Raw genomic sequence first — 24,909 nt, 5'->3', positions numbered from 1 at the left:
TTCGCAAAAAATTTCCCTCGATGCGACGGGCGACGACGCCACGCTCCGTTTAATCAGCGTACCGATGCCAATCGATACCCACGAGGGGAATATGACCGATTCACCGCACTTGAGCGAGGCGGCCATCGCGCTGAACCGCTTCGGCCTCGGCGCGCGCGCCGACGAGCCGCCGCCGGCCGACGCGAAGGCGTGGCTGCTCGCGCAATTCGATCGATACGATCCGAGGCCGCCCGTTTTGGCGCAACTGCCGGACTCCTCGTCCGTCGCGCGGGAACTGGGCGCGGCACGGCAGCAAGCGGCAAGCGGCGCTGATCAAGACGCCAAACTCGCGGCTCGCAACATGTTGCGCGACGAGGTGCGCGATGCGTATCGCAATGCCGTCGACGCCCGCGTGCAAAGCGCACTGACGACCGATACGCCCTTCGTCGAGCGGCTCGTCCACTTTTGGAGTAACCACTTTGCGATTTCGACGGAGAAGCCGCAAGTCGCCGCGCTAGCGGGTGCGTTCGAAGCCGAAGCCATTAGGCCTCATGTGCTGGGCCGCTTCGAGGACATGCTGTTCGCCGTCGAGCGGCACTCGGCGATGCAGGTGTTCCTCGACCAAGTCGGCTCGGTCGGACCCGACAGCCGCGCGGCCATGCGCGCCGATGCCAAAGCGGGGGAACGCGGGACCAAACGCGGGCTGAACGAAAATCTCGCCCGCGAAATCATGGAGCTGCATACGCTTGGCGTACGCACGGGCTATACGCAGAGCGACGTCACCGAGTTCGCACGCGCGTTGACCGGTTGGAGCGTCGTCGGCGCCAAGGGCATGGGCGGCACGCCGGGCAGCTTCGTTTTTCGCGAACCGCTGCACGAGCCCGGCGAGCGCACCATCATGGGCCGCACTTATGCGCAAGCGGGCGAGGCTCAAGCGCAGGCGGTTCTGCGCGATTTGGCGGCGGCGCCCGCGACGGCGCATCACATCGCCGCGAAGCTCGCCCGCCATTTCGCGGGCGACGATCCGAGCCCGGCGCTGGCGGCCCGCTTGGCCCAGGCGTTCGCCTCGAGTGGGGGCGATCTACCCACGGTCTACCGAGCGCTCATCGCTTCGCCCGAGCCGTGGACGAGTACGCCGGTCAAGTTCAAGACCCCATGGGATTGGACGCTCTCCGCGTTGCGCGGCCTCGGCGCGAGCGATCTCGGCGGTGTGAAGGCCGCGCCGCTTCTGACCCAACTCGGTCAACCGGTTTGGCGCCCCGGCTCGCCGGCCGGCTATGACGATATCGCCGCGAGCTGGGCGGCGCCCGACGCACTCATGCGTCGCGTCGAACTCGCGCAGCGAATCGCGGCGCGCGTCGGCGATCGCGTCGATGCGCGCACGCTCGCGCCGAAACTGACCGTGGACTCGCTCGACCCCGCCACCGCGCTCGCGATCTCGCGCGCCGAAAGCGCCCAAACGGCGCTGGCGCTGCTGCTCGTGTCACCCGATTTCCAACGGAGATAAAGCGATGATGTCACGTCGTCAATTCCTGAGCGCCGCGGCGGCCGGTGCCGGCGCGCTGCTCGTCGCGCCGCGGATGGTACTCGCGAGCGTGGAGTCGGAGCGCCGCTTCGTTTTCATCATTCAGCGCGGCGCGGCCGACGGCTTGCACATCGTCGTGCCGTATGCCGAGCCGGCCTATGCGGCGTTGCGAGGCCCGATCGCCGTCGATCCGTCGAGCGCGACGCGGCTCGACGGGACCTTTGCGCTGCATCCGTCGCTGCAGCGCATGGCGCGGTTCTACGCGCAAGGGCAAGCGATGTTCGTGCATGCCGTGGCCACGCCGTATCGCGACCGCTCGCATTTCGACGGTCAAAACGTCTTGGAGACGGGAGGCAACGCGCCCTATAGCGTACGCGACGGGTGGCTGAATCGGCTCGTCGCGCTGGTCGGGCCGAGCCGCGCGCAGGCGATCGCGTTCGCGCCGACCGTGCCGCTCGCGCTGCGCGGCCGGCTCGAGGTGGCGTCGTACGCGCCGTCGGCATTGCCCAGCGCGTCGGAGGACTTGCTCATGCGCGTCGCGGCGCTCTACGAGCGCGATGCTCAACTGGGCCCGCTCTGGCAATCGGCGATGGCGGCCCGCGACATGGCGGGCGGCGAACGGGCGCGCGGCGATGCCGCCGGCATCGGCAAAGTCGCGGCGAGCTTTCTTGCGCGGCCGGACGGTCCTCGCATCGCGATGATCGAAACGCTGGGCTGGGATACGCACACGGGGCAGGAGCCGCGCTTGAAAACGCAATTGAAGGCGCTCGATGCGATGCTCGGCGCCTTGTGCGACGGCCTCGGACCCGTATGGGACAAGACGACGGTGATCGTCGCCACTGAATTCGGCCGAACGGCCGCCGTGAACGGCACCGGCGGCACCGACCACGGCACCGGGACCGCGGCGATGCTGGCGGGCGGCGCCGTGCGCGGCGGCCGCGTGTTAGCCGATTGGCCGGGATTGCGCCCGGCCGATCTTTATCAAGGCCGCGACCTGCGTCCCACGCTCTCGCTGGACGACGTCATTGCCGGCGCGGCGAGCGAGACGTTCGGACTCGATCCCCATCGCACGGCCGCGGCATTGTTCCCGCAGACGAAGTCGGCCAAACCCGTGACCGGGCTGGTTAGCGTCTGAACGCGCGTCGCGCCGCTTGGTTTTCAACGGTGCCGCACGAGGGGGTTAGGCGCCGTAATTGCGAAGCCGCTCCAAATCGACGACGGTAATGCCGCCGTACTCCAATCGCACGACGCCGTCGCGCTGGAGCGCCTTCAACGATTGGTTCGCGACTTGGCGCGTGATGCCGGAGAGCAGACCGAGCTCTTCCTGCGTGATCTCCAAGTGATCGCCGCCGCCCGGGTAGAGGACGGGGTTGAACAGCGAGGCGATGCAGCGGGCTAGGCGCGGCGTTGGCTCGAGCATGCGATCGTATTCGAGCAGGGCCATGAAATGGCCGAGGCGCTCGTTCAATTGGCGCACGAGGAAGCGGTTGAACACGACGCTGTGCTCGACGAGCCACATGAAGGTCGCGCGGTCCATGAATGCCATGCGCGTGTTGCGCAGCGCGACGATCTCGTAGCGCCGCGGCTCGTTTTTGAGGACGGTGCCCTCGCCGAACCAGCCGCCCGCCGGCACGCCCGTAAACATCACGCTGCGCCCCTCGCGCGACACGGTGCCGACTTTGACGAGGCCGGTAATCACGCCGGTCCAACTCTCGAGCACCGTATTCTTCGGACAGATGCAGGCGCCGCGCGCGAAGGTTCTTTCGACGATCCCCGCGCAGGCCCGCTCGGCTTCCTCGTCGGGCAGATCGATCGACCAAGCCGCGATGTGCGCGAGCCGGGCGCGGCCGATGCCTGGGCGGCCTTCGCCGGTGACACTATCGCCGAGGCGAGTCGTCATCGGCTCGCGGCGGGTGAGTCGGCATGATTGGCCGTGTCGGGGGCGGCAGCCGGCGCGGCCCGCCGCACGCCGACGGGCAGTTGGCTCACGCGCCGCACCTCCGGCGAATCGAGCCACGCACGCGATCCGGCGCACTCGATGAAGAGTTCGGTGGCGTCCTCGCCCCAGAACAACTCACCGTCGAGCGCGAAGGTCGGCACGCCGAACACTTGCAGCGAAATCGCCCGATCGGTGTTGCGCTTGAGCGCCTCCTTCACGGACGGCTCCTCGACGGCCTGGACGCCTTCCGGGAAACGCATCGCCTCGCATAGGGACGCGAAGCCCTCGGGCGTGGCCGCGTCCTGTCCGTCGCGCCAGATGTGCCGGAAAATCCGGCGGATGACGTCGAGCGAGCCGCCCATCGCGATCGCGAGCCGCAGAGCCTTGATCGGATTGAACGGATGGGCGGGCGGCATCCGGTAGTCGATGCCGAGCCGCTGCGCGCGATAGAGCGCATGCCGGTAGGTGAACACGCGCTTGGCCGCGATTTCGGCAGGGCCCTTGTGCCCCCAGTGAGCGAGCAGCGCACCGAGCACAATGGGCGTCGGTTCGATCTGGAGCGAGGCGGGTAGCCTATCGAACTGTTCGAGTTGCAGATACGCGAACGGCGAAACGAAATCGAAAAACCATTCGGCGCTGCGCCCGGCGGCTTGGATGGACATCGACGATTTCCTCAAGAATCGGTGATAGACGGCCCGATCGGCGGCAATCAAGCCGCCAATGTGCGTCACGCCGGGGAGACGGCGAACGGCGCGCCGGTCATGGCGCGCACATCGTCGAGTGTCGCATGCGAAATGATTTCGCGCAGCACGAGTCCGGTGTCGGTGACGTCGAATACCGCGTGTTCGGTCACGATCACCTTGACGCAGCCGCGTCCCGTCAGCGGCAGCGTGCAGCGAGGCAAGATTTTGGAGCGGCCGTGTTTGTCCGTATGCGCGAGCGCCGCGATGACCTTCGGCGTGCCATGGCATAGGTCCATCGCGCCGCCAATCCCGGGCCACCATTTACCGTCGCGCTCGCAGGCCCAATTGGCGAGGTTGCCGAGCGCATCGACTTGCAAGGCACCGAGGATCGTCACGTCGAGATAGCCGTTGCGCATCGCCCCGAGCGAAGTCGCCAAATCCATCAGCGCGGCGCCCGGCGGGAGCACGATCGGCTCCGTGCCGGCGTTGGTCATGTCGCTATCGACGTCGGCCGGTGCGAGCGCTCCCGCGAAGCCGAACGCGCCGTTTTCGGTATGCAGAATCACGCCGGCGTCGGCATCGAGATAATGCGCGGTCAGCGTTGGAATGCCGAGGCCGAGATTGACGACTTCGCCGGGGTGCAACTCCTTGGCGCAGCGCGCGGCGATCCGATGTTTCGGGGAGGCGAGGGAAGCGGGGCTTAGCATGGGTTTCTCTCAGAGGCGTTGATCGTCAAGCCGGTTCGGCCGTGCGTGCTTCTCGCGGCAGCCGCCCGAGCTTGGCCCATTGGGCTTTGTATAGCGCGTGCTGTGCGTCGAGAGTCAAGCCTTGCACGACGGCGTCGACGAATACGCCGGGGCAGCCGACGCGCTCCGGCGCGATCGTTCCCACCTCGACGATTTCATTGACCTCGACGACCGTATAGCGGCCGGCCATGGCGATATCGCGCTGGTTTTGCAGCGATGTGCCGCGAAACTCGACGTTTCCGAACGTATCGGCGCGCCACCCTTTGATGATCGAGACGTCGGCTGTGAGCGGGCGTTCGACGAAGAACGCGCGGCCGTCGAGTTCGAGCTTTTCCTTGGGGGCGCCGCGTGCCGGGAAGATGCCGGGTTGATCGAGAATGCCGATGCCCACGGGAATCAGTACGCCGCCGAGCCCCATCGCACCGGCGCGGACTTTTTCCGCCCATGTTCCCATCGGGAAAAATTCGGCGACGCGCACGGTGTCGGCCAAGTAGGCCGAGGTTGATTCGTCGGTCGTTCCGACATGGGTGCCGATGAACTCCGCCAATTGCCCCGATGCGAATAACCGTGCCTTCAAAAACCCGCCGCGCAGCCCGGGCGTGTTGGCGATGAGCGTGATGTCGCGGATGCCGCTTTCGAGCAGCGCCTCGATGCAGCAGGCCGCTTCGCCGGCACCGACGAATTCGCCGAGCATGAGGCGCATGCCCGAGCGCAGCGGCGCGAGCGCCTCCTCGATCGATTTGACTTTGTTCGGGTATCGCATGGCTGTCTCCGTCTTTGCCTTCTCGTATGTACTCGCGGCTTGCAATGCCTGGACTGCCCACCGGCCGCCGTTTGCATGCCGCCGCCGGCCAATGAGCTTGCCGAACCGCTGCGGCGCAGTGTAGGCGGGCGCGGCCCAGCAAGTTGTCTTTTGGATGACAGTTGCCTCGATCGGGCGGGAACGCTGCGTGCTTGCTCCGCATTTGTCCTTCGTCCCTTTTTTCGGGCAACGTGTCTTACGAGGTGGAGCGGCAATATGACGGGTCGTCTGAATCGGTTGGTTTTCTGGGCGCGGTATGGGTTGGCGCGCAACGCGGCATGACCATCGGCTGCCCGGAATGCGGCGCGCTCGCCGATACCTCGGCCTTGGCCGGGCGCACGCTGGCTCGCTGCCGCGTTTGTCACTATCCGCTCGAGCGCGCAAGCGGGCGCTCGGTTGCCGCGGCGCTGGCCTGCTCGTTGGCGACGTTCGTCCTGCTGCTGCCCGGCAACCTTTCTCCGCTGATGACCGTGCATATGCTCGGCGCCGAGCGTTCGGCCCAACTCGGCTCGGGCATCGTCGTCATGTGGCGGCAGCATTTCGAGTTGCTGGCCATCGTGCTGGGCTTGACAGGCATCGTCTTGCCGCTGGTCCGTTTTTCGGCGTTATCGGCCGTGTTGGCGGCCGTTCTTTGCGGTTGGCGGCCGGCATGGCTCGGGCGGTGTTATCGCTGGGCTTTGTGGCTCGACGCCTGGGCCATGCCCGACGTCTACTTGATCGGCTGTTTCGTGGGCTATACGCGCGTGACGCAGGAGCTCACCGGCTCGATCGACGCGGGCGGTTACTGCTTCGTCGGGGCGGCGCTCATGTCGATGCTGACGCGCGCGACGCTCGATCGGCGCACGGTTTGGCGCGCGATTGAACCGGAGCGGCGCGTCGCACCCGGCGAGCGCGTGCTCTCGTGCTCGGCGTGCGATCTCGTGGCGCCGGTGGCCCATGCGGGGCGGCCTTGTCCGCGGTGCGCGCTCATCTTGCGCAAGCGCAAACCCGATGCGCTCGCCCGAGCCACGGCGCTCAGCGTGGCCGCATTCGTGCTCGCGTTCCCCGCCAACCTCTATCCGATGACCGTCTCGCATCAGCTCGGTCACGATGTCTCGCACCGGATCATCGACGGCGTCTCCGAGCTGTTCGAAGCCGGGCTCTGGCCGCTCGGGATCCTGATCTTCGGCACGAGCATCGCCATTCCGTTCATGAAGCTGGCGGGCATGGCGTGGTTCGTCGCATCGGTGCTGTGCCGGTCGGACCGTCATCTGCGTACGAAGACGTTCTTATACCGGCTCATCGACGAGTTGGGACGCTGGTCCAACGTCGATGTTTTCACGATCGCGGCGTTCGTGCCGCTGATTCGTTTCGACGGGTTGGCCGATGCGCGCCCGGCCGACGGCGCGACGGCTTTCGCTTTCGTCGTGATACTGACGATGGCCGCGTCGCGCGCATTCGATCCACGCCTGATGTGGGATGCGGCGCAAGCGAGGCGCACGTGACCGAACCCGTGGAGACGCGCACCGAGGCCGCCGATCTGAGGCGCAGCCGCTGGCCCGGCTGGATTTGGGCCGTCCCGATCGCGGCGATCGGCGTGGCGAGTTGGCTCGGGATTCGCGCGCTCGTGCGCGGCGGCGAAAGCGTCACCATCGTGTTCGACAGCGCGTACGGCATGAAGGCGGACGATACCGAGGTGTCGCTGCACGGCGTGAAAGTCGGAGAAGTGCGCGATGTCGAACTCGATACCGATGGCCGCCATGTCGACGTCACGGCTGAGATTCGCCGCAGTGCGCAGCCCTATCTGCGTTCGGGCACGCGGTTTTGGGTCCAGGGCGCGCAGTTCGATTTCAGCGATCCGTCTTCGGCCAAGGCGATGATCGGCGGGCCCGAGATCGTCATGGAGCCTGGGCCGGGCGCGCCGGCACAGCGGTTCCAAGGCGCCGATCGACGCGATACCCCCGGACCCTCTGCTGTGAAATACGTCGTGCGCTTCGCCGGCGCGGTGGGCCAGCTCGACGAAGGCGCGGCGGTGCGGTTGCGCGGATTCCGAGTCGGCCAGGTCGAGCACGTCGCGCTGCATTACGACCCGCGCACGGGTACGCTCGATACGCCCGTCGAGATCGCGCTCGATCCAGCCCGGCTCGGCTTGCCCGACGGCGTGAAGCCGGCCGACGGCAATTGGCGACCGGTCGTCGACGACATGCTGCGGCGCCTGATCGCGGCGGGGCTGCGCGCGCGGCTGACGCAAGATCCGCCGCTCGTGGGTTCGCGCGTCGTCGCGCTGGACTTCGTGCCGGGCGCCCCGAGTGCGACGCTGACTCGCGAGGGCAGCGACACACAGGTCCCGAGCGCGCCGTCCGGCGAGATCGACGCGATTTTGGCGAAGACGGATGACATCGTGTCGAAGGCCGATCACGTGATGACCAAGATCGATGCGCTGCCGATCGAACAAGCCGGCGACGACATCCGCCATATCACCGGGCGGATCCGCAGGTTATCGTCCTCGCCGCAAATTGCCGACAGCTTGGATCACCTCGATCGTTCGGTCGCGCAGATCGATCGTACGCTGGGCGAGGTGTCGCCGCAGATCGGACCGCTCGTGGCGCAGTTGCGGCAGACCGCGCGCGAGGCCGACAGCGCGGTCGCGGCGGCGAACCGGACGATCGGCGGCGATCCGATGCGTCAGAACGATTTGCCCGAGGCACTGCGCGAACTGACCGATATGGCGCGCTCCGTCCGCGCGTTGGCCGAGTATCTCGACCGGCATCCCGAGGCGCTCGTGCGCGGTAAAGGAGGGAAAGGACAATGACGCCGAAAACGACGATCGCGCTCGTATGCGCCGCCGCGCTCGCGGCATGCGGCAGCAGTCCGCCCACCCGGTATTTTTCGTTGGACGCGGTGGCGCCGGAGGCACCGGTCGCCGCCTCCGCGATGGCTCCGGTTCAATTGGGCGCCGTTCGCGTGCCGGCCTTGCTCGACCGGCCCGAAATCGTCGCGCAGGACGCGCGCTACGAGCTTGCGGTGCGCGAGAACGACCATTGGGGGGCACCCCTCGCGCCCATGATGCGGCGCACGCTCGCCCAGGATTTGCTGACTCGCCTGCCCGCGGGCGCCTTCGTATTGCCCGATGCGCCGGCGCCGGCCGGCGCGCGCGGGATCGTGGTGACTGTCCTGGACGTGCGCGCGGACGCGGACGGCCGTCTGACCTTCGAGGGCAGTTGGACCTTGACCGCTGGCGAAACCGGGGCGGCCGTGATGACGCAGGAGGTGTCGCTGAGCGAGCCGATGCCGTCCGCGGCGTCCCCCGAGATCGCCGGTGCGCTGAGCCGTGTGCTCGGACGGTTGGCGGATCGGATCGCGGCGACGCTTGCCGACCGAAGGTAAGCCGGCCGGCCTCGACCGGCAAGGATGCCGGCGCACGCTTCCTTGGGTCCGAAGCTTGCTGCGCCCGATCGTGAAGGCCGCCGGCGCGGCCTATCATCGGACGAGATGCCTTCGCTCTTACCGGAGCTGAAGTTCGTTCCCCGAACGCGCGGCGCAGGCGCCGCGAGGAATTGCATTTATGGCTGTAGCCGGACACTCTCCCTATTCATGCGGCCATGCCGAGGGCCACTTCGTTCGCTTCTACGAGGCGGGATCCCCGCTGATCGACGAAGTGACCGAGTTCGCCGATCGCGCGCTGCGCCTAGGCGGGCACGCGATCTTGATCGCCACCCGAGCGCATTTGGCGGCCCTGGGCTCGCGGTTGCGCGGATTCGGTTGCCCCGGCGAGGCGCAGGCGCAGCATTCGAGCCGGCTCGTCACGCTCGATGCCGAGCTTACGCTGTCGCGCTTCATGGTCGACGGCTGGCCCGACGAGCAGCGGTTCGTCTCGACGGTCGGCGCGGTGGTGGCCGCCGCCGCGGCCACGGGCGGCGGCCCGGTGCACGCATTCGGCGAAATGGTCGGGGTGCTCTGCGAGCGCGGCGAATACGAGGCGGCGCTGCGGCTCGAGGCGTTGTGGAACGAACTCGCAAGCCGGTACACGTTCACGCTGTTTTGCGCCTATTCGCAAACCCTCTTTGCGAGCGCGGAGCAAAGCGCCTTATTCGAACACGTATGCTCGGCGCATACCCATGTTTTGCCCAGCGAGTTATTGAGCCGGACCGACGAGACGCAAGCGCACCGGCTAGTTGCGGTATGGCGGCAAAAAGCAATGGCGCTCGAGCGCGAGATCGAACGGCGCGCGCAGGCGGAGGCGGCGCTCGTGCGGCGCGAGCGCGAGCTGGCCGACTTCGTCGAAAACGCCGCCGAAGGGTTGCATCGGATCGCGGGCGACGGGACCATCGTCTGGGCCAATTCGGCGGAACTCGATCTGCTCGGCTATGCGTACGACGAGTACGTCGGGCATCCGATCTCCGAGTTCTACGTGGAGCGCGCCGTGATCGAGTCCATTCTCGAGAAACTGGCTGCCGGCGAGACGATTCGCGATGAACTCGTTCGGTTGCGTTGCCGCGACGGCAGTATCAAACATGTGCTGCTGCATGCGAACGCGATGTTCGAGAACGGCAAACTGCTTTATACGCGCGGCTTTACGCGCGATGCGACCGACCGCATGAAGCGGCAGGCGGCCGAGCGCCAGCGCGACGGCTTGTTCATGAACGCGCCCGTCGCCGCCGCGCTCTTGAGCGGGCCGACGCACGTATTCGAACTTGCGAACCGGCGGTTTCGCGAGTTGGCGGGCTATGCCGAATTGACCGGCCGGCGTTACGCCGAGGTGTTTCCCGAGAGCCAGCACGGCGGGGAGATCGGCGCTCTGTTGCACGCGGCCTTCGAGCGCGGCGAGCAAATGGTGCGGGAAGACTTCCGTATCGATATGACGCGCCCCGACGGCGCTTTCGAGCCGCGGTACTTCACGTTCCACCTCGAACCGTTGCGCTTGGACGGCACGACCGTGGACGGCGTCATCGCGGTCGCCGTCGAGGTGACCGAGCAAGTCCGTACGCGCGCCCGTTTCGAAAAATCGCATGCCGAGCGCGAACGGCTCCTCGCGGAGTTGCGCGAGGCGAGCCGCGCCAAGGACGAATTCTTGGCGATGCTGGGCCACGAATTGCGCAATCCGCTGTCGCCGATCGTCACCGCCTTGCGGCTGATGCGCATGCGCTCCGAAGGCGGCACGTTGCGCGAGCAGAACATCATCGCGCGCCAAGTCGATCATCTCGTGCGGCTCGTCGACGACTTGCTCGACATCTCGCGTATCACGCGCGGCAAGATCGACCTTAAAAAGCAAACGGTGCGCGTGGCCGACGTCCTCACGAACGCCGTCGAAATGGCGAGCTTTCTGATCGAGCGGCGCGGGCATCGGCTGACGATCGACGTCGATCCGGATCTCGTGTGGAACGCCGATGCGACGCGGCTCGCCCAAGTCGTCTCGAATTTGCTGACGAACGCTGCCCGTTATACGCCGCCGGGCGGCCGGATCGACGTTCAAGCCAAGCGCGAGCGCAGCGGGATGATCGCCGTCAGCATCCGCGACAACGGCGTGGGCCTCGCACCCGAGGTGTTGCCGCGCGTTTTCGACTTGTTCTTTCAGGGCAAGCGTAACCTCGATCGTGCCGAAGGCGGCTTGGGAATCGGCTTGGCGCTCGTGAAGAACCTCGTGGAAATGCACGGTGGCGGTGTCAGCGCGGCGAGCGACGGGCCGGGGCGCGGAAGTACGTTCGTCATTCGCGTGCCGGGCGGGCGCCGGGCGGCGGCAGGTGACGACGGGCCAAGCGCCGCCGGCGAGAGGGGAGGTCCGGAACCCGTCAGCCGAGGCCATGCGGCCGGCACCGCCTTGGACCCGGGGCGCCACCGGGTCGAGGAGCCTGGCATCGCGGGGCGGCGCGTGCTGCTCGTCGACGACAACGTCGACGGCGTGCAGGCGCTCGCGGAGCTGTTGCGCGAGTGCGGACATCGGGTCGAGGCCGTCTTCGATCCGGCCAGCGCGTTGCGCCTCGTGCCGCGGTTCGAGCCCGAGATCGCCGTCATCGATATCGGCTTGCCGGGGATGGACGGTTATGAACTCGTGCGTCGGTTGCGGGCCGAGCAGGCAAGCCGGTCGTGTCTGTTCGTCGCGTTGACCGGGTATGGGCAAGACGCCGACCGCCAGCGCAGCCGCGCCGCCGGTTTTCATCATCACTTCGTCAAACCGCTCGATCCGGGGCGGCTGCTCAGTCTCATCGATGGTGTCACGCCGCGCATCGATACGAGCGCGGCGTGACGAGGGCCGGCCGCGCCCTCATCCGGCATTGGGCTGCGCCGGCCGGCTCAAGCGCGCCGTCAGCGCTTGGCGCAAGCGCATGAGTACGGCGGGTTCGGCGTCGCTCACGGCCCACCACAGCATGCCTTGATCTTGCCAGTTCGCGAGCGCGTAGCCGTCGCTTGCCAGCCCGGCCGGCGCTTCTCGCGCCCCGGCTGCGGTTTGCGGCATCACATACACATCGATGATGTGCTTGCGATAGCGATAAACGAGCACCGCGACGCGATGGTGGCCGATGTAATCCAAGCGGCCTCCGGTCAGCGCGAAACCCTCGGCGGCGAGATCCTCGACGGGAGGCGCATAGTCGATGCGACCGTTGAACCACGGCTTGACGGTATGCTGGTCGGACGAAACCACATCGATATCGTGCCCCGACAGTTGCGCGCGGACGTGACTGGCGACGAGTTCGTCGACGAACGTTGCGCTTGCGCTTCGAGGCCGGGGTGCGACGAGCGCGACGCTTACGGCAAGCGCGACCGCGGCGACGGCGATCCCGGCCGGCCATGCGAGCGCCGAGGCGGGGCCTCGTCCTCCAGCCTTTACCGGCGTGCCGCGCGGGGTGCGCCATGCATCGCGCGCCCAATCCCATAGGCCGCGGCCGCGGGACCGGGCGGGCGGTTCGACGGCCTGTGCTCCGGCCTGTCCTTGCCATGCTTCGTCTGTGCTTCGCTCCTGCGCCGCGGGGGTGGTGGCGGGCAGCGCCGCGAGAATGCGCGCTCGCAGCGCGTCGGGCGCGCGAAAGTAATCGGCGGCGCGTGTCGCGTCGCTTACGGCCCGTAGCATCTGCGTTTCGCGCCGGCACTCGGCGCATTGGGCTACATGCGTTTCGACACGTAGCGCCTCGGCCGCCGACAGTTCGCGGTCGTGTGCGGCACCGAGGAGCGGGCGGGCTTCATTGCAGTCCATCAGGGCTCTCCTTGGTGGTCGTATTCGTGGCGCGGCGGCTATCGCCGCGCAGCGGCGCGAGCAAGGCGGCCAGCTTGTGCCGGCCACGCGCGAGGCGCGACATCACGGTGCCGATCGGCAAATCGGCGACGAGCGCGATATCGCGGTAGCTCATCTCTTCCAACTCGCGCAGGATCAGCACTTCGCGAAACTCGACGGGCAATTGTTCCAACGCCGCGTGTACGAGCCGCGTATGCTCGCCCTGCAACATCAACGTCTGCGGATCGGCAAACGCCGACGAGGTTTCGTCGAAAAGGCTCGTTTCGTCGAGGTCGTCGTCGAGCGGCGCGAGCTCGAGGCTGTTGGCGCGCCGCCGCCATTCGGTGTACCAGGTGCGGCGCACGATCGAGAGCAGCCAAGGCCGCGCGTTATCGCCGCGGAACGAGCCGAAGAAACGGAAGGCGCGCACGAACGCCTCTTGCACGATATCGTCGGCATCGCCCGCGTTGCCGCTCAACCAACGCGCGAGGTTGTACGCCGCATCGAGATGCGGCAGGGCCAGTTGCTGAAAACGGCGGCTGAGTTCCGCCTCGGCGCGTTCGTCCGGGGCGCGGCATGGCGCGGGTGTGCGTCCCGCTCGTTTGTCTGTCTCGGCCACCGGGGGCGCCTCCTTGGTTGACCGCTGCGATACCGAAGATGCGTCGTGGGTATTCCCGCGCGCCAGCGTTGCCTCGTTTGCGGTGCCGACGGACATCATCGCCTCACCGTACGACGATCTTGCCGACCATCATCGGATGGATCCCGCAAAAATAGGCGTAGGTGCCCGGTTTGTCGAGTACGGTCGAAAACGAGTCGTCGGTATCGAGCGCCTTCGACGGTTTGAACGCGCCGGCCGCGCTCACGACCGTATGCGGTTCGTCGTCGCGATTGGTCCAGACGATGCGGGCGCCCGCCGGCACCGTCAACTCCTTCGGTGCGAAGGCGAAGTCGTGGATTTCGATGCGATAGGCGTGGGCGTCGTTGCCCGCGGACGCGGCGTCGCCCGTTCCGTTCGAAGCCGCAACGGCTGCGGGTGCATGCGTCAGCGCGGCACCCGCAAGCAAGAGAACGATGCGCAAGAGCGTGCGGCGGTCTGTGGCGAAGCGGCTCATGACAGGGTCTCCTCCGTCAGTGCGAGCGTGCGGCCCGCTTGGACATGACGCACTTCGCGTACGCCCAGATAGGAGGCGAGTTGTCCCGGCGGCACCTCCTTGAGCGGCCCGGGCCCCGGGCCCACACCCGGTGCGGGCTGCGGATAGGCGGTCGAGCGCGCCGTATAGAACGAGACATTTCCTTCCACCTTCTGCTGGATTTGATGGATATGGCCGTTTAGGACGGTGACCGAACCGAAGCGGCGCAGCATCGTGAGCGCTTCGCCCGCGTCGTCGGTGCCCCAGCCCCAGGCGGGGTAGAGCGACCAGAGCGGCATGTGCGCGAAGACGACGATGGGCGTTTCCGATGAACGCGACGCCAAATCTTGCTTGAGCCAGGCGAGTTGGTCGGGTCCGAGCCAGCCGAGACCGCCGCCTTTCAGATTGAGGACGTTCACGAGCGCGACGAAGTGCACGCCGCGATGATCGAAGCTGTACCAGCCTCCGTCCGTTTGCTTTTCGCCGAAGCGCTCGAAGAAGGCGCGGCCGTTGTCGCCGATGACGTCGTGTTCGCCCGGTACGAAGAAAGCGCGCCGCGTGTTCGAGCCGCGCACGAGTTGATCGACCGTATCGAATTCATCGGGGCGAGAAAGATGCGTGAGGTCGCCCGTGTGGAGCAGGAAATCGGGCTGGAGGCGTTGTGCGTCGATCCGAGCCAGGGCGGCTTTGAGCGTACCGGCGACGTCCGGATTCGGCGCTTTCGTGAAACCGATATGCGAATCGCTGATTTGGACGAAGCTGAAGCTCGCGTTTTTGAGCGCATCCGCGGCGGTGTCGGCGTCGGCCTCGCCGCCTAGCGCGCGCGCCTGCAAGACGCCGGCATGCATCGTCCATAGCGTGCCGGTGCCGGCCCAAGCCATGCATTTGAGAAACCGGCGGCGGTTCATGGCCGCGCGTTCGTCGCGGTCGTCATCGTGATTCATGGTGGTCTCCTCGGAGCTAACGGTGGGGGCGGGCCAAGCGCGCGGCGGCCGCTCGGTCTTCGAAGAGCAGTACTGAAGGATGGGCGCGGATATTCCCGGCCGTTGCGTTTAATATTTTATCCGGGTAATATTTGCGGTGTTGATCGATTGCTTCCGAAGGAGCGCCTAATGCCGCATCGCCCCGAACCGTCTTTGTTCACCGCTTTCGACGGCCACCGCCATTTGTCGTCGGGCACGCTGCCCACCGTTGCGCTAGCGGGCAAGCACGCCGTTGCGCGGGGCGCGGCGGGGCCCGTACTGTTGTTCAATAACGCGACGGGCCGCTCGATCGACGTCGATACGCGCGGCTCGGACGAGCAAGTGCGGGAACGGTTGAGCCGCGAGCCGGGCGCTTGCGAGCCGCTCGGGGTGCGAGCGCCAACCGGCGACGAAGTGGCGGGTGCCGGAGAGGGCGCCGCGCCGCGCGGCCGAGGCCGCCCCAAGCTGGGTGTCGTTGCACGGGAAGTGACGCTGCTGCCGCGCCATTGGGAATGGCTCGGCGCGCAGCCGGGGGGCGCCTCCGTGGCGTTACGCAAGCTCGTGGACGAAGCGCGCCGCAGGAATGCGCAGCGCGACGAGCGGCGCGCGGCTCAGGAGCGGGCGTACCACTTCATCTCTGCGATGGCGGGCGATCTCCCGGGCTTCGAAGAAGCGACGCGCGCGCTTTTTGCCGACGATGCGGCCGGCTTCGATGCATTGTCCGCCGCGTGGCCGGCGGACATTCGGCGCCATGCGGGCTGGCTGGCGTTCGGCGATGCGACGCAACCGACGCCTGCAGCCGGTTCGCAGTCGTAGCCGGGGTTATTTCGGTTGCGCGTCGCTCGCGGGCGGGCGGCGGGCGATGGGGTCGCGCGTCGGCTTGTCGGGGCGTTTGATCGGCATGTTGTCGGGATTGTGCGCGTTTGCCCCGCTTGCCGGGGCTTGGGGCGCTTGAACCATCGAGGCGCCGACGTTGGTGGCCGGCGGTTGTGCCCAAGCGGTTTGACACGCGCAGGTAAAGACAGCGGTCAATGCGACCGTCATTGCCGCATGGTTTGCGTTTCGCTCCATCGAATTCATCGCCGACTCCTACACAGCGGCAGCCGGCCGGAATCCCGTGCGGCGCCGCCTCGTCTTAAACCGATCGAGCAGCAATCGAGGGACCCGCTCGGCTGCCCGCCGGTCCTTAGGCCGAGGCCGCCATCGCATCCCGCACTTGCGCGCCGATTTCATACGATCGCAGCCGCGCGGCGTGATCGTAGATTTGCCCGGTGAGAATCAGTTCGTCGGCTTGCGTCTGCGCGATGATCGATTCGAGCGCCGCGCGCACCGTCTCGGGACTGCCCACCGCCGCGCAAGCGAGGGAATGCCGCACGCCCGCCAGTTCGATCTCCGACGCATTCAATTGCTCGACGGGCGGCGGCAACTGCCCGGGCGTGCCGCGCCGCAGGGCGATGAATTGTTGTTGCAGCGACGTGAAGAGCCGTTCGCCCTCGGCATCGGTATCGGCCGCGAACAAATTCACGCCGACCATCGCATAGGGTTTCGCGAGCGCGGCCGATGGACGGAATTGCGAGCGGTACACATGCAGTGCCGTGAGCAGATGGTCGGGTGCGAAGTGCGACGCGAATGCGAACGGCAGACCGAGTGCGGCGGCCAATTGGGCGGAGAACAGCGACGATCCGAGCAGCCAGATAGGGACGTTCAGGCCCGCGCCCGGCACGGCGCGCACGCGTTGGCCGCTCGTGGGCTCGGCGAAATAGCGCTGCAGCTCGACGACGTCGTCGGGAAAGCGCTCGGCGCTCTCGTGCAGATCGCGGCGCAGCGCGCGGGCCGTCGTCTGATCGGTGCCGGGTGCGCGGCCGAGACCCAGATCGATCCGGCCGGGGTACAGCGAGGCGAGCGTGCCGAACTGCTCGGCGATGACGAGCGGCGCATGATTCGGCAGCATCACGCCGCCCGAGCCGACGCGGATCGTTTTCGTCCCGCCGGCGATGTGGCCGATGACGACCGAGGTCGCGGCACTCGCGATACCGGGCATGTTGTGATGTTCGGCGAGCCAATACCGCAGATAGCCCCAGCGCTCGGCGTGTTGGGCGAGGTCGAGCGAATGGCGAAAGGCATCGGCCGGCGTTTGGCCTAGCGGCACGGGGGATAAATCGAGAACCGAGAACGGAATCATCGTCGAGATGACCGCGAAGGCGCGGCTGCGCGCGGCACGATACGCCTTCGTCGGTAGCAGAGCAATAGGAACGGGGATTGTGCCAAACGCGGGTTATCGGTGCTGGCGACGGCAAATAAGCCATGCGGCCGGAAGGGCTTCTAGCCATCGGGGCATGTCGTTGCATAGCTAACGAATCTACCGTAAAATAGCGGATATGTTCGATCAATGCCTTTACTTCAATACGTCGGCGCTTGCGCGCCGGCTCGAGCGGGAATGGGCCGAGGCGTTTGAGCCCTTCGGCGTCACGCCACCGCAAGGTTTCATGCTGCGGGCGGTGTTGGATCGCCCGGGCCTGCTGCAGCACGAACTTGCGGATGCATTGTCTATCGCGCGTCCGACCGCGACGCGGGTGCTCGACGGTCTCGAGGCGCGCGGTTATATCGAGCGTCGGCGTGTGCCAGGGGATGGCCGTGAAGTAGCGATCTTTCCGACGGCCGCGGCGCGGGAGTTGAAGCAAGCACTGAACGACGCGAGCGGCGAAGTCACCGCGAAGTTGAAGGCGCAAATGGGCGGTCCGGCTTTTGCGGACACCGTGTCTAGGATTCGCGCGGTGCGCTCGGCTTTGACGTGAGCCGCTTTTTTCGCACGAATAGTTGCATCCCTAATTAAATTGACGAAGGAGTGACAGTATGTCCGACGCCGACTTGGGGTTCGATGGACAAACAAGGCGGGCTCGTACTCCCGGACCCGACACGCGGATGCGAGGGAGTTCGGCTGCCCGCGGTGGCGACACGGGCGGGAGCAACGGGTTCAAGTCCGAAATGACGCGTATCGCCGCGTTTTTCGGTTCGACTTGGCTAGCGGCCGCGGCACTCTATCTGGGGCGGCACAGCGTCGGTGTCATCGCCTTGAGCGCGGTGCTCGTGTTCGCCGGATTGGATTTGTTCAGGCCGGAATGAGCGGCGACTCCGGAAACGAAATCAGTCGATTCCGATAGCGCGAGAGCCGTCTTCCTAGGATATTCGCTGCCCGATACCACTGGCTTAAGGGGATGGGCGAATGAATAGGGATGCCACGCGCGGCTGTTTTACAGGCGTTCGGTGGGGGCGATTGACGTTGGGCGTGGTCGCCACGGGCGTGCTGTCGCTCAGCGTGCATGTCGTCATGCTGCAGGTGCTGCACGTGCCTTATCCGGGCGCGGTCTTGCGTACGAAACTGCCCGACGTGCTCAATGGCGCCCTCATGATTTGGGCGGCGATTTGGGTGTATGACGTTTTGCGGACGCAATGGGACGGGCGCTCTGCCTGGCTTTGCTTGGCGACATTATTCGCCTTGCTCGCGGGCCTGAATGAGACGCTGCGCGCGGCGTTCATGAGCGGATATTGTTCGACGCATACGCCCGTACGCTGGCTGATCGGGCTTCTCGCGAGCCTGCGGCCTTTTACCGCTTACGCCGTCGCCGCCGGCTTCGCGGCCGGTATCGCTCAGTTCCGGTCGAAGACGGTCCGCATTGGCGGCACCGCGGCCGCTGCGCTCGTATCGGCGTACTTCATCGGGCCGGCACTGGTGGCCGCCGACGCGGCGATCCGCGCGCAAGCCGCGCGATGGATGCCTGACGGCGGCTGGTGCACGCTCCCTTACGGCATCGATGTGCTGGTTCCCGCCTACCTGACGTTTATCGAACCCGTTTTTCTTTGCTTTGCTTGCGCGATTTTGGTTTGGAACCGGCTGCCTGGGGGCGCGCCGGGGCGTACGGCTGCGTTCGTCTTGCTGATTCTCGCGTTAAAGCGGCATGTTCTAGCGTCGCTCCTTTACGCGATCTACGCACCCGGACCCGCCATGACCGCTCTTGCAAGCGTAGGCCAATTTTCATTGGAGGCCGCCGCGCTCGCGGGCTTGACGGCGGTGAGCTGGCGTTGGGCCCGGCCGGCGAAATGAGCGTCATGAATCCGAAACCAAAACGCATATTTCTAAAGTGGGGTTGCTGTTTTTTCTCGCGCATGTAATAACAACACGCCTTTTCCTTGCGGCAGCGTAATTGATACTCAAAATAATACTGGTGTTTACGACCGCTTAACAGTTCTAGTGCCTCGATGCTTGTTTGAATAGAGCGGCACGTGAATCGACTTGAATAAAGCCGCGCCGGTGCCTATAAAATGTTGGCTCATTCGTTTGAGCGGTTTAACCAAATTCGTAAACCCGATTATCTATCGCCTAGCGTCGCGCGCGGGCTGGACCCGCTTGCGCCTACGCATTTAATTAGGAGACGCATATGAAATTCCCTGCGGGATTATCGATCGTCGATGGCTGCTTCGGTCGGGGATGGATGAAACGTTGTTCAAGTGCATTGCTCTTCGTGCTCGCCTTGGCTGCCGCACCCAGCGTTCTCGCGCAGGCCACGCAGGTGGGGACAGCGAGCGTGACCGCCTGCGCGGCAAACGGCAGTGCGACCGTCACGATCGCCGGATCGAATACGACGGTCCCACTCGGGTGCCTCAATCAAGCGCAACGAACTTCGCCCGGAACCAGCGATGTGACGGCCGGCAACCTCAACGTGTCGATCTTAGGGTTGGTCAATGCCGCGAACGTCTCGTCAGTGGAATCGATCGCGCAATACGCCAATGCGCCGAACACGACGCAATTGACGGGTTCAACCCAAGCTTCTTCCGTGAGTCTGGCTCAAGGCCTCGTGTCGGCGAACAACGTCCGGGGGCAACTGAGCTGTACCGCGGACACCGGCGATCGGACGCTTCATTGCGCGGCGAACAGCACCATCGGGCAAATGACGATTGCAGGCCAGAGCGTGACGTTGCCGACGCCGATCCCGCGCAACTACACGTTGCCGGTGCAGGGCAATCTGACGGTGACGGTGCTGGGCCTGCCGGTGACGGTTGGCGTGACGGGTACCGCGGTCCTCAACGAAGCGGTTGCGGGTGGAGTCAATAGCCCGACCGTGACGGTACGCCAGCACAACGTGCATTTGACGCTGGGTGGCGGGACGACGATTCCGGGCGGACAGCTTTTGAACGTCCATCTCGATCTCGTCGACGACGTGACGGCTAGCGCCACTGTGCCTAATCAAGGTAGCTGGTTTACGGCAGTGCAGATCCAGTAGGGTTCGCGATCGGTGCGTCGTCGCTTGCGCAAGACGGAAGGTATTTGAACGTTTGGCGCGATGGCCACGGACGACGCACCGGTGCGGCAAATCGTCAATCGGCAAGGTCGTACAATATCCGAAGTATTTCAAAGACAAAACGATGGCAGTTATAGCGCATCCCGTAGGAGTACGGTAGCTTGGTAAAAGCCCGTCGCTCAGCCTCGAATGCGGCCATAAAATGGGGGGAATATTTCTCGTTCAATACAAAGAGCACCCTTTTGTTAATCATGTACTGTACTTTTTCCGAAAGCAAGGAGCGGTACCGGGGGTACTCGGCGCTGCTCGGGATTCTGCTGTATATGTAGTTGCGGTATCCGCCTTTTGAGTATTTGGCTTGGTAGGCCGAGTCGATCGACCCTTCTGCATCTCGCATCAATTCATACTGTCCCTTGTTGAAGTACAAGACGGAGTGCCCTGATTCGACAATCCCGGGCCGGGTGTTCGCCTGGACGACCACCCGGCCCGATTCGAAATGGTCGAAGAATTCATCGACCGTTTTTACTCGTTTGCCCATCAAAGGCAGCACCTCGTTCAGCGTCGCGATGCGCTCCACGCTTGTCTCGACCAATCCATGCCAGTGATGGAACGCACTGCTCGCGAGTTGCCGCTCGCGCGTGCCGAGCGGTTTGTCCGCTAACGAAGCGGATGCGGCTCCGATCGATTGATTGCGTGGGCCGCTATCCGCAGCCTCGGTTGCCGTCGTTCCCAAGCGTTCGGATTCCTCGGACAACACTGTCTTCCAAGCGTGGCCATCCGGGTCGGCGCGGTTGACGGGGTCGGCAGCGCAGTACGCGTAGGGATTCAAGCCGCCCGCGTCGAACGGGCTTTCGCCGTCCGGCGCGTTGAACCGCATCAGGGACGGCAGGTACCACCGATAGCCGTTTCCGAGCGGGTATCCCCCGATGGCGGGATCGCCATAGGCGCCGGTGAAACCACTTGATGTGGGAGCGTGCATGCTCGAGCTCCGTGCCCGGGGAATAGGGCTAGATTACCGGTGCGGCAAAACGCCGGCCCTGGAAAGGTTGATAGGTGGAGGTACCGCCGCCGCGTCGGCTATGTCCCCTATGCCCCCCAAAAAATCTCCTCGCACCCCTTCTTGAATTTGCCAAAGTCGGTCCATATAATTAGCACTCGCTGCACATGAGTGCTAACAAAGGTTTCGTCCGGGTCGCCGCAGGCGGCCTTAACCTAAGCGTTTTTCAGTCTCAAACCAGAGAGGAGTAAGCATGAACCTTCGTCCTTTGCACGATCGCGTCATCGTGAAGCGTTTGGATCAGGAAACCAAGACTGCCTCGGGCATCGTGATCCCTGACGCCGCCGCCGAGAAGCCGGATCAAGGCGAAGTGCTCGCGATCGGGCCGGGCAAGCGCAACGATAAGGGTGATCAAGTCGCGCTCGACGTGAAGGTCGGCGATCGCGTCCTGTTCGGCAAGTACGCCGGCCAGACCGTCAAGGTCGACGGCAACGAACTGCTGGTGATGCGCGAAGAAGACATCATGGCGGTCGTTCAGAAGTAAATCCCGTCAGGTCGATATTTCTAAAGAATTCAAGGAGTTGAAAGATGGCAGCTAAAGACGTCGTATTCGGCGACAGCGCTCGCGCCAAGATGGTTGAAGGCGTGAACATCCTTGCGAACGCAGTGAAGGTCACGTTGGGCCCGAAGGGTCGCAACGTCGTCCTCGAGCGCAGCTTCGGCGGCCCGACGGTCACGAAGGATGGCGTGTCGGTCGCCAAGGAAATCGAACTCGAAGACAAGCTCCAGAACATGGGCGCGCAAATGGTCAAGGAAGTGGCTTCCAAGACCAGCGACAACGCCGGTGACGGTACGACGACGGCTACGGTGCTGGCTCAGTCGATCGTCCGCGAAGGCATGAAGTACGTCGCATCGGGCATGAACCCGATGGACCTGAAGCGCGGCATCGACAAGGCCGTGCAAGCCGCCGTGGAAGAGCTGCGCAAGATCAGCAAGCCCTGCACGACGAGCAAGGAAATCGCGCAAGTCGGCTCGATCTCGGCGAACAGCGACTCGTCGATCGGCGATCGCATCGCCGAAGCGATGGACAAGGTCGGTAAGGAAGGCGTGATTACCGTCGAAGACGGCAAGTCGCTCGCCGACGAACTGGAAGTCGTCGAAGGGATGCAATTCGACCGCGGCTACCTGTCGCCGTACTTCATCAACAACCCGGACAAGCAAGTCGCCGTCCTCGAAAACCCGTTCGTGCTGCTGCACGACAAGAAGGTTTCGAACATCCGCGATCTGCTGCCGGTGCTCGAGCAAGTGGCCAAGGCCGGCCGTCCGCTGCTCATCATCGCTGAAGACGTCGAAGGCGAAGCCCTGGCGACGCTCGTGGTCAACAACATCCGCGGCATCCTGAAGACTGTTGCGGTCAAGGCGCCTGGCTTCGGCGATCGTCGCAAGGCGATGCTCGAAGACATCGCGATCCTGACGGGCGGCCAAGTGATCGCCGAGGAAACGGGCCTGACGCTGGAAAAGGCCACGCTGCAAGAACTCGGTCAAGCCAAGCGTATCGAAGTGGGCAAGGAAAACACGACGATCATCGACGGCGCCGGCGACGCGAAGAACATCGAAGCGCGTGTGAAGCAAATCCGCACGCAAATCGAAGAAGCGACGTCCGACTACGACCGCGAAAAGCTGCAAGAGCGTGTCGCGAAGCTGGCTGGCGGCGTGGCCGTCATCAAGGTGGGCGCGGCAACCGAAGTCGAAATGAAGGAAAAGAAGGCACGTGTCGAAGACGCGCTGCACGCCACCCGTGCCGCCGTTGAAGAAGGCATCGTTCCTGGCGGCGGCGTTGCGCTGATTCGCGCTCGCGCTGCGATCTCGTCGCTGAAGGGCGCGAACGCCGACCAAGACGCGGGCATCAAGATCGTGCTGCGCGCGATGGAAGAGCCGCTGCGTCAGATCGTGACGAACGGCGGCGAAGAAGCCAGCGTCGTCGTGGCAGCCGTTGCCGCGGGCAAGGGCAACCACGGCTACAACGCCGCGACCGGCGAATACGGCGACCTCGTGGAAGCCGGTGTCGTCGATCCGACGAAGGTGACGCGTACGGCGCTGCAAAACGCCGCTTCGGTCGCCGGCCTGCTGCTGACGACGGATGCAGCGGTTGCCGAACTGCCGAAGAAGGATGCTCCGATGCCTGGCGGCATGCCCGGCGGCATGGGCGGCATGGGCATGGACATGTAATTTCGGCATGACGGCTTCTGCCGTCGGTCGAAATCGCATAACGGGCACGCCGCAAGGCGTGTCCGTAGCCGATAAGAACCCGCAAGCGATTGCGGGTTTTTTTATGGGCGCTCGGTTCGGGGCTAAGCCCGCGACGGTTTATGCCGCGTCGGGTCCACGCCGATCGGCAGCGGGGCGGGCGTGTCCTCGTCGTCGCGTGCCCAGAAGAATCGATCGGGCATATAAGCGCCCATCCCGGGACGGAATGCTTGCCGCACCGCTTGATAGAGGTATTCCTGCGCCTCGCGGACCGCTTCGGCCGGTTCCTGCCCATTTGCCAGCAAGGCGGCGACCGCCGCACCGAGCGTATCCGTGATGCCCATGAGCCGTTGTTGCGGACGGTCCCACATATCCTGCCGGAGCTGACCTTCCTCGCTGAACAGCGTATTGACGAGCCGATGCGTACCCGTTTGCGTCGAAAGCACGTACTCCGCGCCCTGCGAAAGCAAGTGCGCGATGGCGCCGTCCAAACTGGGGGCGTCCGCGTCGCCGTCCGGCTGGGCGAGCGCGATCAGCGTCGATTGGTCGGCGATGAGGACCGTTGTTTGCGGCGCGAGCAGATCGGCGATCGACTCGCGCAGTTCGTCGGCCGCCAACACGTGTTCGTCGTCGACGGTAAAGTCGGGGGCCAGAATCAGCGGAATATCGTCGTAATCGGACACGACCTCGGCGATCGCGCTGACGACTTCGGCGCGCGTGGCCGCGCCGACTTTGAAAGCGGCGATCGGCATGTCCTCGAGCAGCATGCGCGCCTGGGTGGCGACGACGTCGGGGTCGAGCCCCGTCACTTCGTCGCAGCTAGCCGAATCGCGTACCGTATAGCCCGTAAGTACCGATACGCCGTGGCAACCCATGCTGGCGAGCGTGAGCAGGTCGGCCTGCAAGCCGAAGCCGCCGGTGGGGTCGGACAGGCCGAAGGTTAGAACGATCGGAGGGGCGGCGCTTTGCATGGAATAGGGCATCAGTCTTTGAACCGCGAGCGGCGAGCCGGCCGGCTCGCCTGCGCGGTCGGTTCATTATGCGGCCTAATGCGCTTCGATGGCACGAAACGAACCCAGGCTTTACCCGCGAACAGGCAATGGCGCCCGACGATAGGCGGCCGGCGCGATACGCGGATTCCTAGCCATCGCCACCCCAAAAACGGTACCATCATGGCTCTTTGATCAACGGATCTTTCAACGCGATACAAGAATGGAATACAAACAGTGGATGTGCCTGATTTGTGGCTGGATCTACGACGAAGAGGCCGGTCTGCCTGAAGAAGGCATTGCCCCAGGTACCCGCTGGGAAGACGTTCCGATCAATTGGACGTGCCCCGAATGCGGGGCGCGCAAGGAAGATTTCGAGATGGTCCAGATCTGACCTCCGGCTCGCGCGGCCCGAGCTTTGCGGCTC

At 65.2% G+C, this 24,909-nt stretch carries 25 protein-coding genes and 1 pseudogene; 14 read left to right on the top strand and 12 right to left on the bottom strand.

Features of this window, described 5'->3' with window-relative positions; all coding sequences use genetic code 11:
- Positions 1-91: 91 nt before the first annotated feature.
- Together DXT59_RS20770 and DXT59_RS20765 are read left to right on the top strand one after the other, a co-directional pair.
- Positions 92-1,486: a DUF1800 domain-containing protein gene (locus DXT59_RS20770; RefSeq protein WP_116138758.1), complete on the top strand. Its 1,395-nt coding sequence runs from the start codon at positions 92-94 to the stop codon at positions 1,484-1,486.
- A 4-nt stretch (positions 1,487-1,490) separates the two neighbouring features.
- Positions 1,491-2,639, top strand: a complete 1,149-nt coding sequence (locus DXT59_RS20765) for a DUF1501 domain-containing protein (protein WP_116138757.1) — start codon at positions 1,491-1,493, stop codon at positions 2,637-2,639.
- Between the two features lie 45 nt (positions 2,640-2,684).
- Here the strand turns inward: DXT59_RS20765 and DXT59_RS20760 are convergent, their stop codons facing one another.
- The 4 genes and pseudogenes from DXT59_RS20760 to DXT59_RS20745 form a co-directional block, all read right to left on the bottom strand.
- The gene (locus tag DXT59_RS20760) at positions 2,685-3,404 is read right to left on the bottom strand and encodes a Crp/Fnr family transcriptional regulator (RefSeq protein ID WP_116138756.1); all 720 of its coding nucleotides are present in this window, start codon (positions 3,402-3,404) and stop codon (positions 2,685-2,687) included.
- 59 nt (positions 3,405-3,463) lie between these two features.
- Positions 3,464-4,105, bottom strand: a pseudogene (locus DXT59_RS20755) (2-hydroxychromene-2-carboxylate isomerase); the annotation flags it as partial.
- A gap of 65 nt (positions 4,106-4,170) precedes the next feature.
- Positions 4,171-4,833 (bottom strand): CoA-transferase, encoded by a 663-nt coding sequence (locus tag DXT59_RS20750; RefSeq protein ID WP_116138755.1) that lies wholly within the window; start codon positions 4,831-4,833, stop codon positions 4,171-4,173.
- 25 nt (positions 4,834-4,858) lie between these two features.
- Entirely contained in the window at positions 4,859-5,635 is a 777-nt protein-coding gene (locus tag DXT59_RS20745; RefSeq protein WP_116138754.1) for a CoA transferase subunit A, read from the bottom strand.
- A 317-nt stretch (positions 5,636-5,952) separates the two neighbouring features.
- On the opposite strand from DXT59_RS20745, the gene DXT59_RS20740 reads away from it, so the two are divergent.
- The 4 genes from DXT59_RS20740 to DXT59_RS20725 all read left to right on the top strand — a co-directional run bounded on the left by DXT59_RS20740 (position 5,953) and on the right by DXT59_RS20725 (position 11,897).
- A complete protein-coding gene (locus DXT59_RS20740; RefSeq protein WP_116138753.1) occupies positions 5,953-7,158 on the top strand; it encodes a paraquat-inducible protein A in 1,206 nt (401 codons plus the stop codon).
- Complete coding sequence (locus tag DXT59_RS20735; RefSeq protein ID WP_240324600.1) at positions 7,155-8,465, top strand: MlaD family protein; 1,311 nt, start codon at positions 7,155-7,157, stop codon at positions 8,463-8,465. The genes DXT59_RS20740 and DXT59_RS20735 overlap by 4 nt, the downstream gene beginning before the upstream one ends.
- The gene (locus tag DXT59_RS20730) at positions 8,462-9,040 is read left to right on the top strand and encodes a PqiC family protein (protein WP_116138752.1); all 579 of its coding nucleotides are present in this window, start codon (positions 8,462-8,464) and stop codon (positions 9,038-9,040) included. The genes DXT59_RS20735 and DXT59_RS20730 overlap by 4 nt, the downstream gene beginning before the upstream one ends.
- A 178-nt stretch (positions 9,041-9,218) precedes the next feature.
- Positions 9,219-11,897: a hybrid sensor histidine kinase/response regulator gene (locus tag DXT59_RS20725; protein ID WP_116138751.1), complete on the top strand. Its 2,679-nt coding sequence runs from the start codon at positions 9,219-9,221 to the stop codon at positions 11,895-11,897.
- An 18-nt stretch (positions 11,898-11,915) separates the two neighbouring features.
- Here the strand turns inward: DXT59_RS20725 and DXT59_RS20720 are convergent, their stop codons facing one another.
- From DXT59_RS20720 to DXT59_RS20705, 4 genes are all read right to left on the bottom strand, one after another.
- A complete protein-coding gene (locus DXT59_RS20720; protein ID WP_116138750.1) occupies positions 11,916-12,842 on the bottom strand; it encodes an anti-sigma factor family protein in 927 nt (308 codons plus the stop codon).
- Positions 12,829-13,479 (bottom strand): RNA polymerase sigma factor, encoded by a 651-nt coding sequence (locus DXT59_RS20715; protein WP_240324599.1) that lies wholly within the window; start codon positions 13,477-13,479, stop codon positions 12,829-12,831. Before DXT59_RS20715 ends, DXT59_RS20720 begins: the two co-directional genes overlap by 14 nt.
- Before the next feature lie 103 nt (positions 13,480-13,582).
- Positions 13,583-13,972 (bottom strand): cupredoxin domain-containing protein, encoded by a 390-nt coding sequence (locus tag DXT59_RS20710; RefSeq protein WP_116138749.1) that lies wholly within the window; start codon positions 13,970-13,972, stop codon positions 13,583-13,585.
- Positions 13,969-14,934, bottom strand: a complete 966-nt coding sequence (locus DXT59_RS20705; RefSeq protein ID WP_116138748.1) for a metallophosphoesterase family protein — start codon at positions 14,932-14,934, stop codon at positions 13,969-13,971. Before DXT59_RS20705 ends, DXT59_RS20710 begins: the two co-directional genes overlap by 4 nt.
- 168 nt (positions 14,935-15,102) lie before the next feature.
- Here DXT59_RS20705 and DXT59_RS20700 point away from each other — a divergent pair, with 168 nt between their 5' ends.
- Complete coding sequence (locus DXT59_RS20700; protein WP_116138747.1) at positions 15,103-15,768, top strand: DUF2239 family protein; 666 nt, start codon at positions 15,103-15,105, stop codon at positions 15,766-15,768.
- Positions 15,769-15,774: 6 nt separating this feature from the next.
- Here the strand turns inward: DXT59_RS20700 and DXT59_RS30740 are convergent, their stop codons facing one another.
- A complete protein-coding gene (locus DXT59_RS30740; protein ID WP_162878173.1) occupies positions 15,775-16,032 on the bottom strand; it encodes a hypothetical protein in 258 nt (85 codons plus the stop codon).
- A gap of 106 nt (positions 16,033-16,138) precedes the next feature.
- Positions 16,139-17,134: an LLM class flavin-dependent oxidoreductase gene (locus tag DXT59_RS20690; protein WP_116138745.1), complete on the bottom strand. Its 996-nt coding sequence runs from the start codon at positions 17,132-17,134 to the stop codon at positions 16,139-16,141.
- Positions 17,135-17,330: 196 nt separating this feature from the next.
- Here DXT59_RS20690 and DXT59_RS20685 point away from each other — a divergent pair, with 196 nt between their 5' ends.
- The 4 genes from DXT59_RS20685 to DXT59_RS20675 all read left to right on the top strand — a co-directional run bounded on the left by DXT59_RS20685 (position 17,331) and on the right by DXT59_RS20675 (position 20,231).
- Positions 17,331-17,747, top strand: coding sequence for a MarR family winged helix-turn-helix transcriptional regulator (locus DXT59_RS20685; protein ID WP_116138744.1), 417 nt, complete (start codon positions 17,331-17,333; stop codon positions 17,745-17,747).
- 58 nt (positions 17,748-17,805) lie between these two features.
- Positions 17,806-18,075 carry a hypothetical protein gene (locus tag DXT59_RS30735; RefSeq protein ID WP_162878162.1) on the top strand — a complete coding sequence of 90 codons (270 nt, stop codon included), beginning with the start codon at positions 17,806-17,808 and terminating at the stop codon, positions 18,073-18,075.
- A gap of 100 nt (positions 18,076-18,175) precedes the next feature.
- Positions 18,176-19,054, top strand: a complete 879-nt coding sequence (locus DXT59_RS20680; protein WP_162878172.1) for a hypothetical protein — start codon at positions 18,176-18,178, stop codon at positions 19,052-19,054.
- Between the two features lie 334 nt (positions 19,055-19,388).
- On the top strand, positions 19,389-20,231 hold the full coding sequence (locus tag DXT59_RS20675; RefSeq protein WP_162878171.1) for a hypothetical protein: 843 nt from the start codon (positions 19,389-19,391) through the stop codon (positions 20,229-20,231).
- Between the two features lie 94 nt (positions 20,232-20,325).
- Here the strand turns inward: DXT59_RS20675 and DXT59_RS20670 are convergent, their stop codons facing one another.
- A complete protein-coding gene (locus tag DXT59_RS20670) occupies positions 20,326-21,228 on the bottom strand; it encodes an RHS repeat-associated core domain-containing protein (RefSeq protein WP_116138741.1) in 903 nt (300 codons plus the stop codon).
- A 271-nt stretch (positions 21,229-21,499) separates the two neighbouring features.
- Between DXT59_RS20670 and groES the strand changes: the two genes are divergently transcribed.
- Both groES and groL read left to right on the top strand, forming a co-directional pair.
- A complete protein-coding gene (gene groES / locus DXT59_RS20665; RefSeq protein WP_116138740.1) occupies positions 21,500-21,790 on the top strand; it encodes a co-chaperone GroES in 291 nt (96 codons plus the stop codon).
- Positions 21,791-21,834: 44 nt separating this feature from the next.
- Complete coding sequence (groL, locus tag DXT59_RS20660; protein WP_116138739.1) at positions 21,835-23,475, top strand: chaperonin GroEL; 1,641 nt, start codon at positions 21,835-21,837, stop codon at positions 23,473-23,475.
- Positions 23,476-23,597: 122 nt separating this feature from the next.
- On the opposite strand, the gene DXT59_RS20655 is transcribed toward groL, so the two are convergent.
- Entirely contained in the window at positions 23,598-24,464 is an 867-nt protein-coding gene (locus tag DXT59_RS20655; RefSeq protein ID WP_116138856.1) for a hydroxymethylpyrimidine/phosphomethylpyrimidine kinase, read from the bottom strand.
- Positions 24,465-24,705: 241 nt separating this feature from the next.
- Between DXT59_RS20655 and DXT59_RS20650 the strand changes: the two genes are divergently transcribed.
- A complete protein-coding gene (locus tag DXT59_RS20650) occupies positions 24,706-24,876 on the top strand; it encodes a rubredoxin (RefSeq protein WP_116138738.1) in 171 nt (56 codons plus the stop codon).
- Positions 24,877-24,909: the final 33 nt, after the last annotated feature.

Origin of the sequence: Trinickia diaoshuihuensis, assembly GCF_003390925.1 — a bacterium.
GTDB lineage: Bacteria > Pseudomonadota > Gammaproteobacteria > Burkholderiales > Burkholderiaceae > Trinickia > Trinickia diaoshuihuensis.
This window is presented reverse-complemented; position numbering and strand designations above follow the sequence as displayed.

Coding starts and splice junctions, on each gene's coding strand:
- DXT59_RS20740 (WP_116138753.1), top strand. CDS start 5,953: ATGACCATCGGCTGCCCGGAATGCGGCGCGCTCGCCGATACCTCGGCC.
- DXT59_RS20745 (WP_116138754.1), bottom strand. CDS start 5,635: ATGCGATACCCGAACAAAGTCAAATCGATCGAGGAGGCGCTCGCGCCG.
- DXT59_RS30740 (WP_162878173.1), bottom strand. CDS start 16,032: ATGAATTCGATGGAGCGAAACGCAAACCATGCGGCAATGACGGTCGCA.
- DXT59_RS20705 (WP_116138748.1), bottom strand. CDS start 14,934: ATGAATCACGATGACGACCGCGACGAACGCGCGGCCATGAACCGCCGC.
- DXT59_RS20720 (WP_116138750.1), bottom strand. CDS start 12,842: ATGGACTGCAATGAAGCCCGCCCGCTCCTCGGTGCCGCACACGACCGC.
- DXT59_RS20690 (WP_116138745.1), bottom strand. CDS start 17,134: ATGATTCCGTTCTCGGTTCTCGATTTATCCCCCGTGCCGCTAGGCCAA.
- groES (WP_116138740.1), top strand. CDS start 21,500: ATGAACCTTCGTCCTTTGCACGATCGCGTCATCGTGAAGCGTTTGGAT.
- DXT59_RS20750 (WP_116138755.1), bottom strand. CDS start 4,833: ATGCTAAGCCCCGCTTCCCTCGCCTCCCCGAAACATCGGATCGCCGCG.
- DXT59_RS30735 (WP_162878162.1), top strand. CDS start 17,806: ATGTCCGACGCCGACTTGGGGTTCGATGGACAAACAAGGCGGGCTCGT.
- DXT59_RS20760 (WP_116138756.1), bottom strand. CDS start 3,404: ATGACGACTCGCCTCGGCGATAGTGTCACCGGCGAAGGCCGCCCAGGC.
- DXT59_RS20725 (WP_116138751.1), top strand. CDS start 9,219: ATGGCTGTAGCCGGACACTCTCCCTATTCATGCGGCCATGCCGAGGGC.
- groL (WP_116138739.1), top strand. CDS start 21,835: ATGGCAGCTAAAGACGTCGTATTCGGCGACAGCGCTCGCGCCAAGATG.
- DXT59_RS20765 (WP_116138757.1), top strand. CDS start 1,491: ATGATGTCACGTCGTCAATTCCTGAGCGCCGCGGCGGCCGGTGCCGGC.
- DXT59_RS20680 (WP_162878172.1), top strand. CDS start 18,176: ATGAATAGGGATGCCACGCGCGGCTGTTTTACAGGCGTTCGGTGGGGG.
- DXT59_RS20700 (WP_116138747.1), top strand. CDS start 15,103: ATGCCGCATCGCCCCGAACCGTCTTTGTTCACCGCTTTCGACGGCCAC.
- DXT59_RS20730 (WP_116138752.1), top strand. CDS start 8,462: ATGACGCCGAAAACGACGATCGCGCTCGTATGCGCCGCCGCGCTCGCG.
- DXT59_RS20655 (WP_116138856.1), bottom strand. CDS start 24,464: ATGCAAAGCGCCGCCCCTCCGATCGTTCTAACCTTCGGCCTGTCCGAC.
- DXT59_RS20650 (WP_116138738.1), top strand. CDS start 24,706: ATGGAATACAAACAGTGGATGTGCCTGATTTGTGGCTGGATCTACGAC.
- DXT59_RS20685 (WP_116138744.1), top strand. CDS start 17,331: ATGTTCGATCAATGCCTTTACTTCAATACGTCGGCGCTTGCGCGCCGG.
- DXT59_RS20770 (WP_116138758.1), top strand. CDS start 92: ATGACCGATTCACCGCACTTGAGCGAGGCGGCCATCGCGCTGAACCGC.
- DXT59_RS20675 (WP_162878171.1), top strand. CDS start 19,389: ATGAAATTCCCTGCGGGATTATCGATCGTCGATGGCTGCTTCGGTCGG.
- DXT59_RS20710 (WP_116138749.1), bottom strand. CDS start 13,972: ATGAGCCGCTTCGCCACAGACCGCCGCACGCTCTTGCGCATCGTTCTC.
- DXT59_RS20670 (WP_116138741.1), bottom strand. CDS start 21,228: ATGCACGCTCCCACATCAAGTGGTTTCACCGGCGCCTATGGCGATCCC.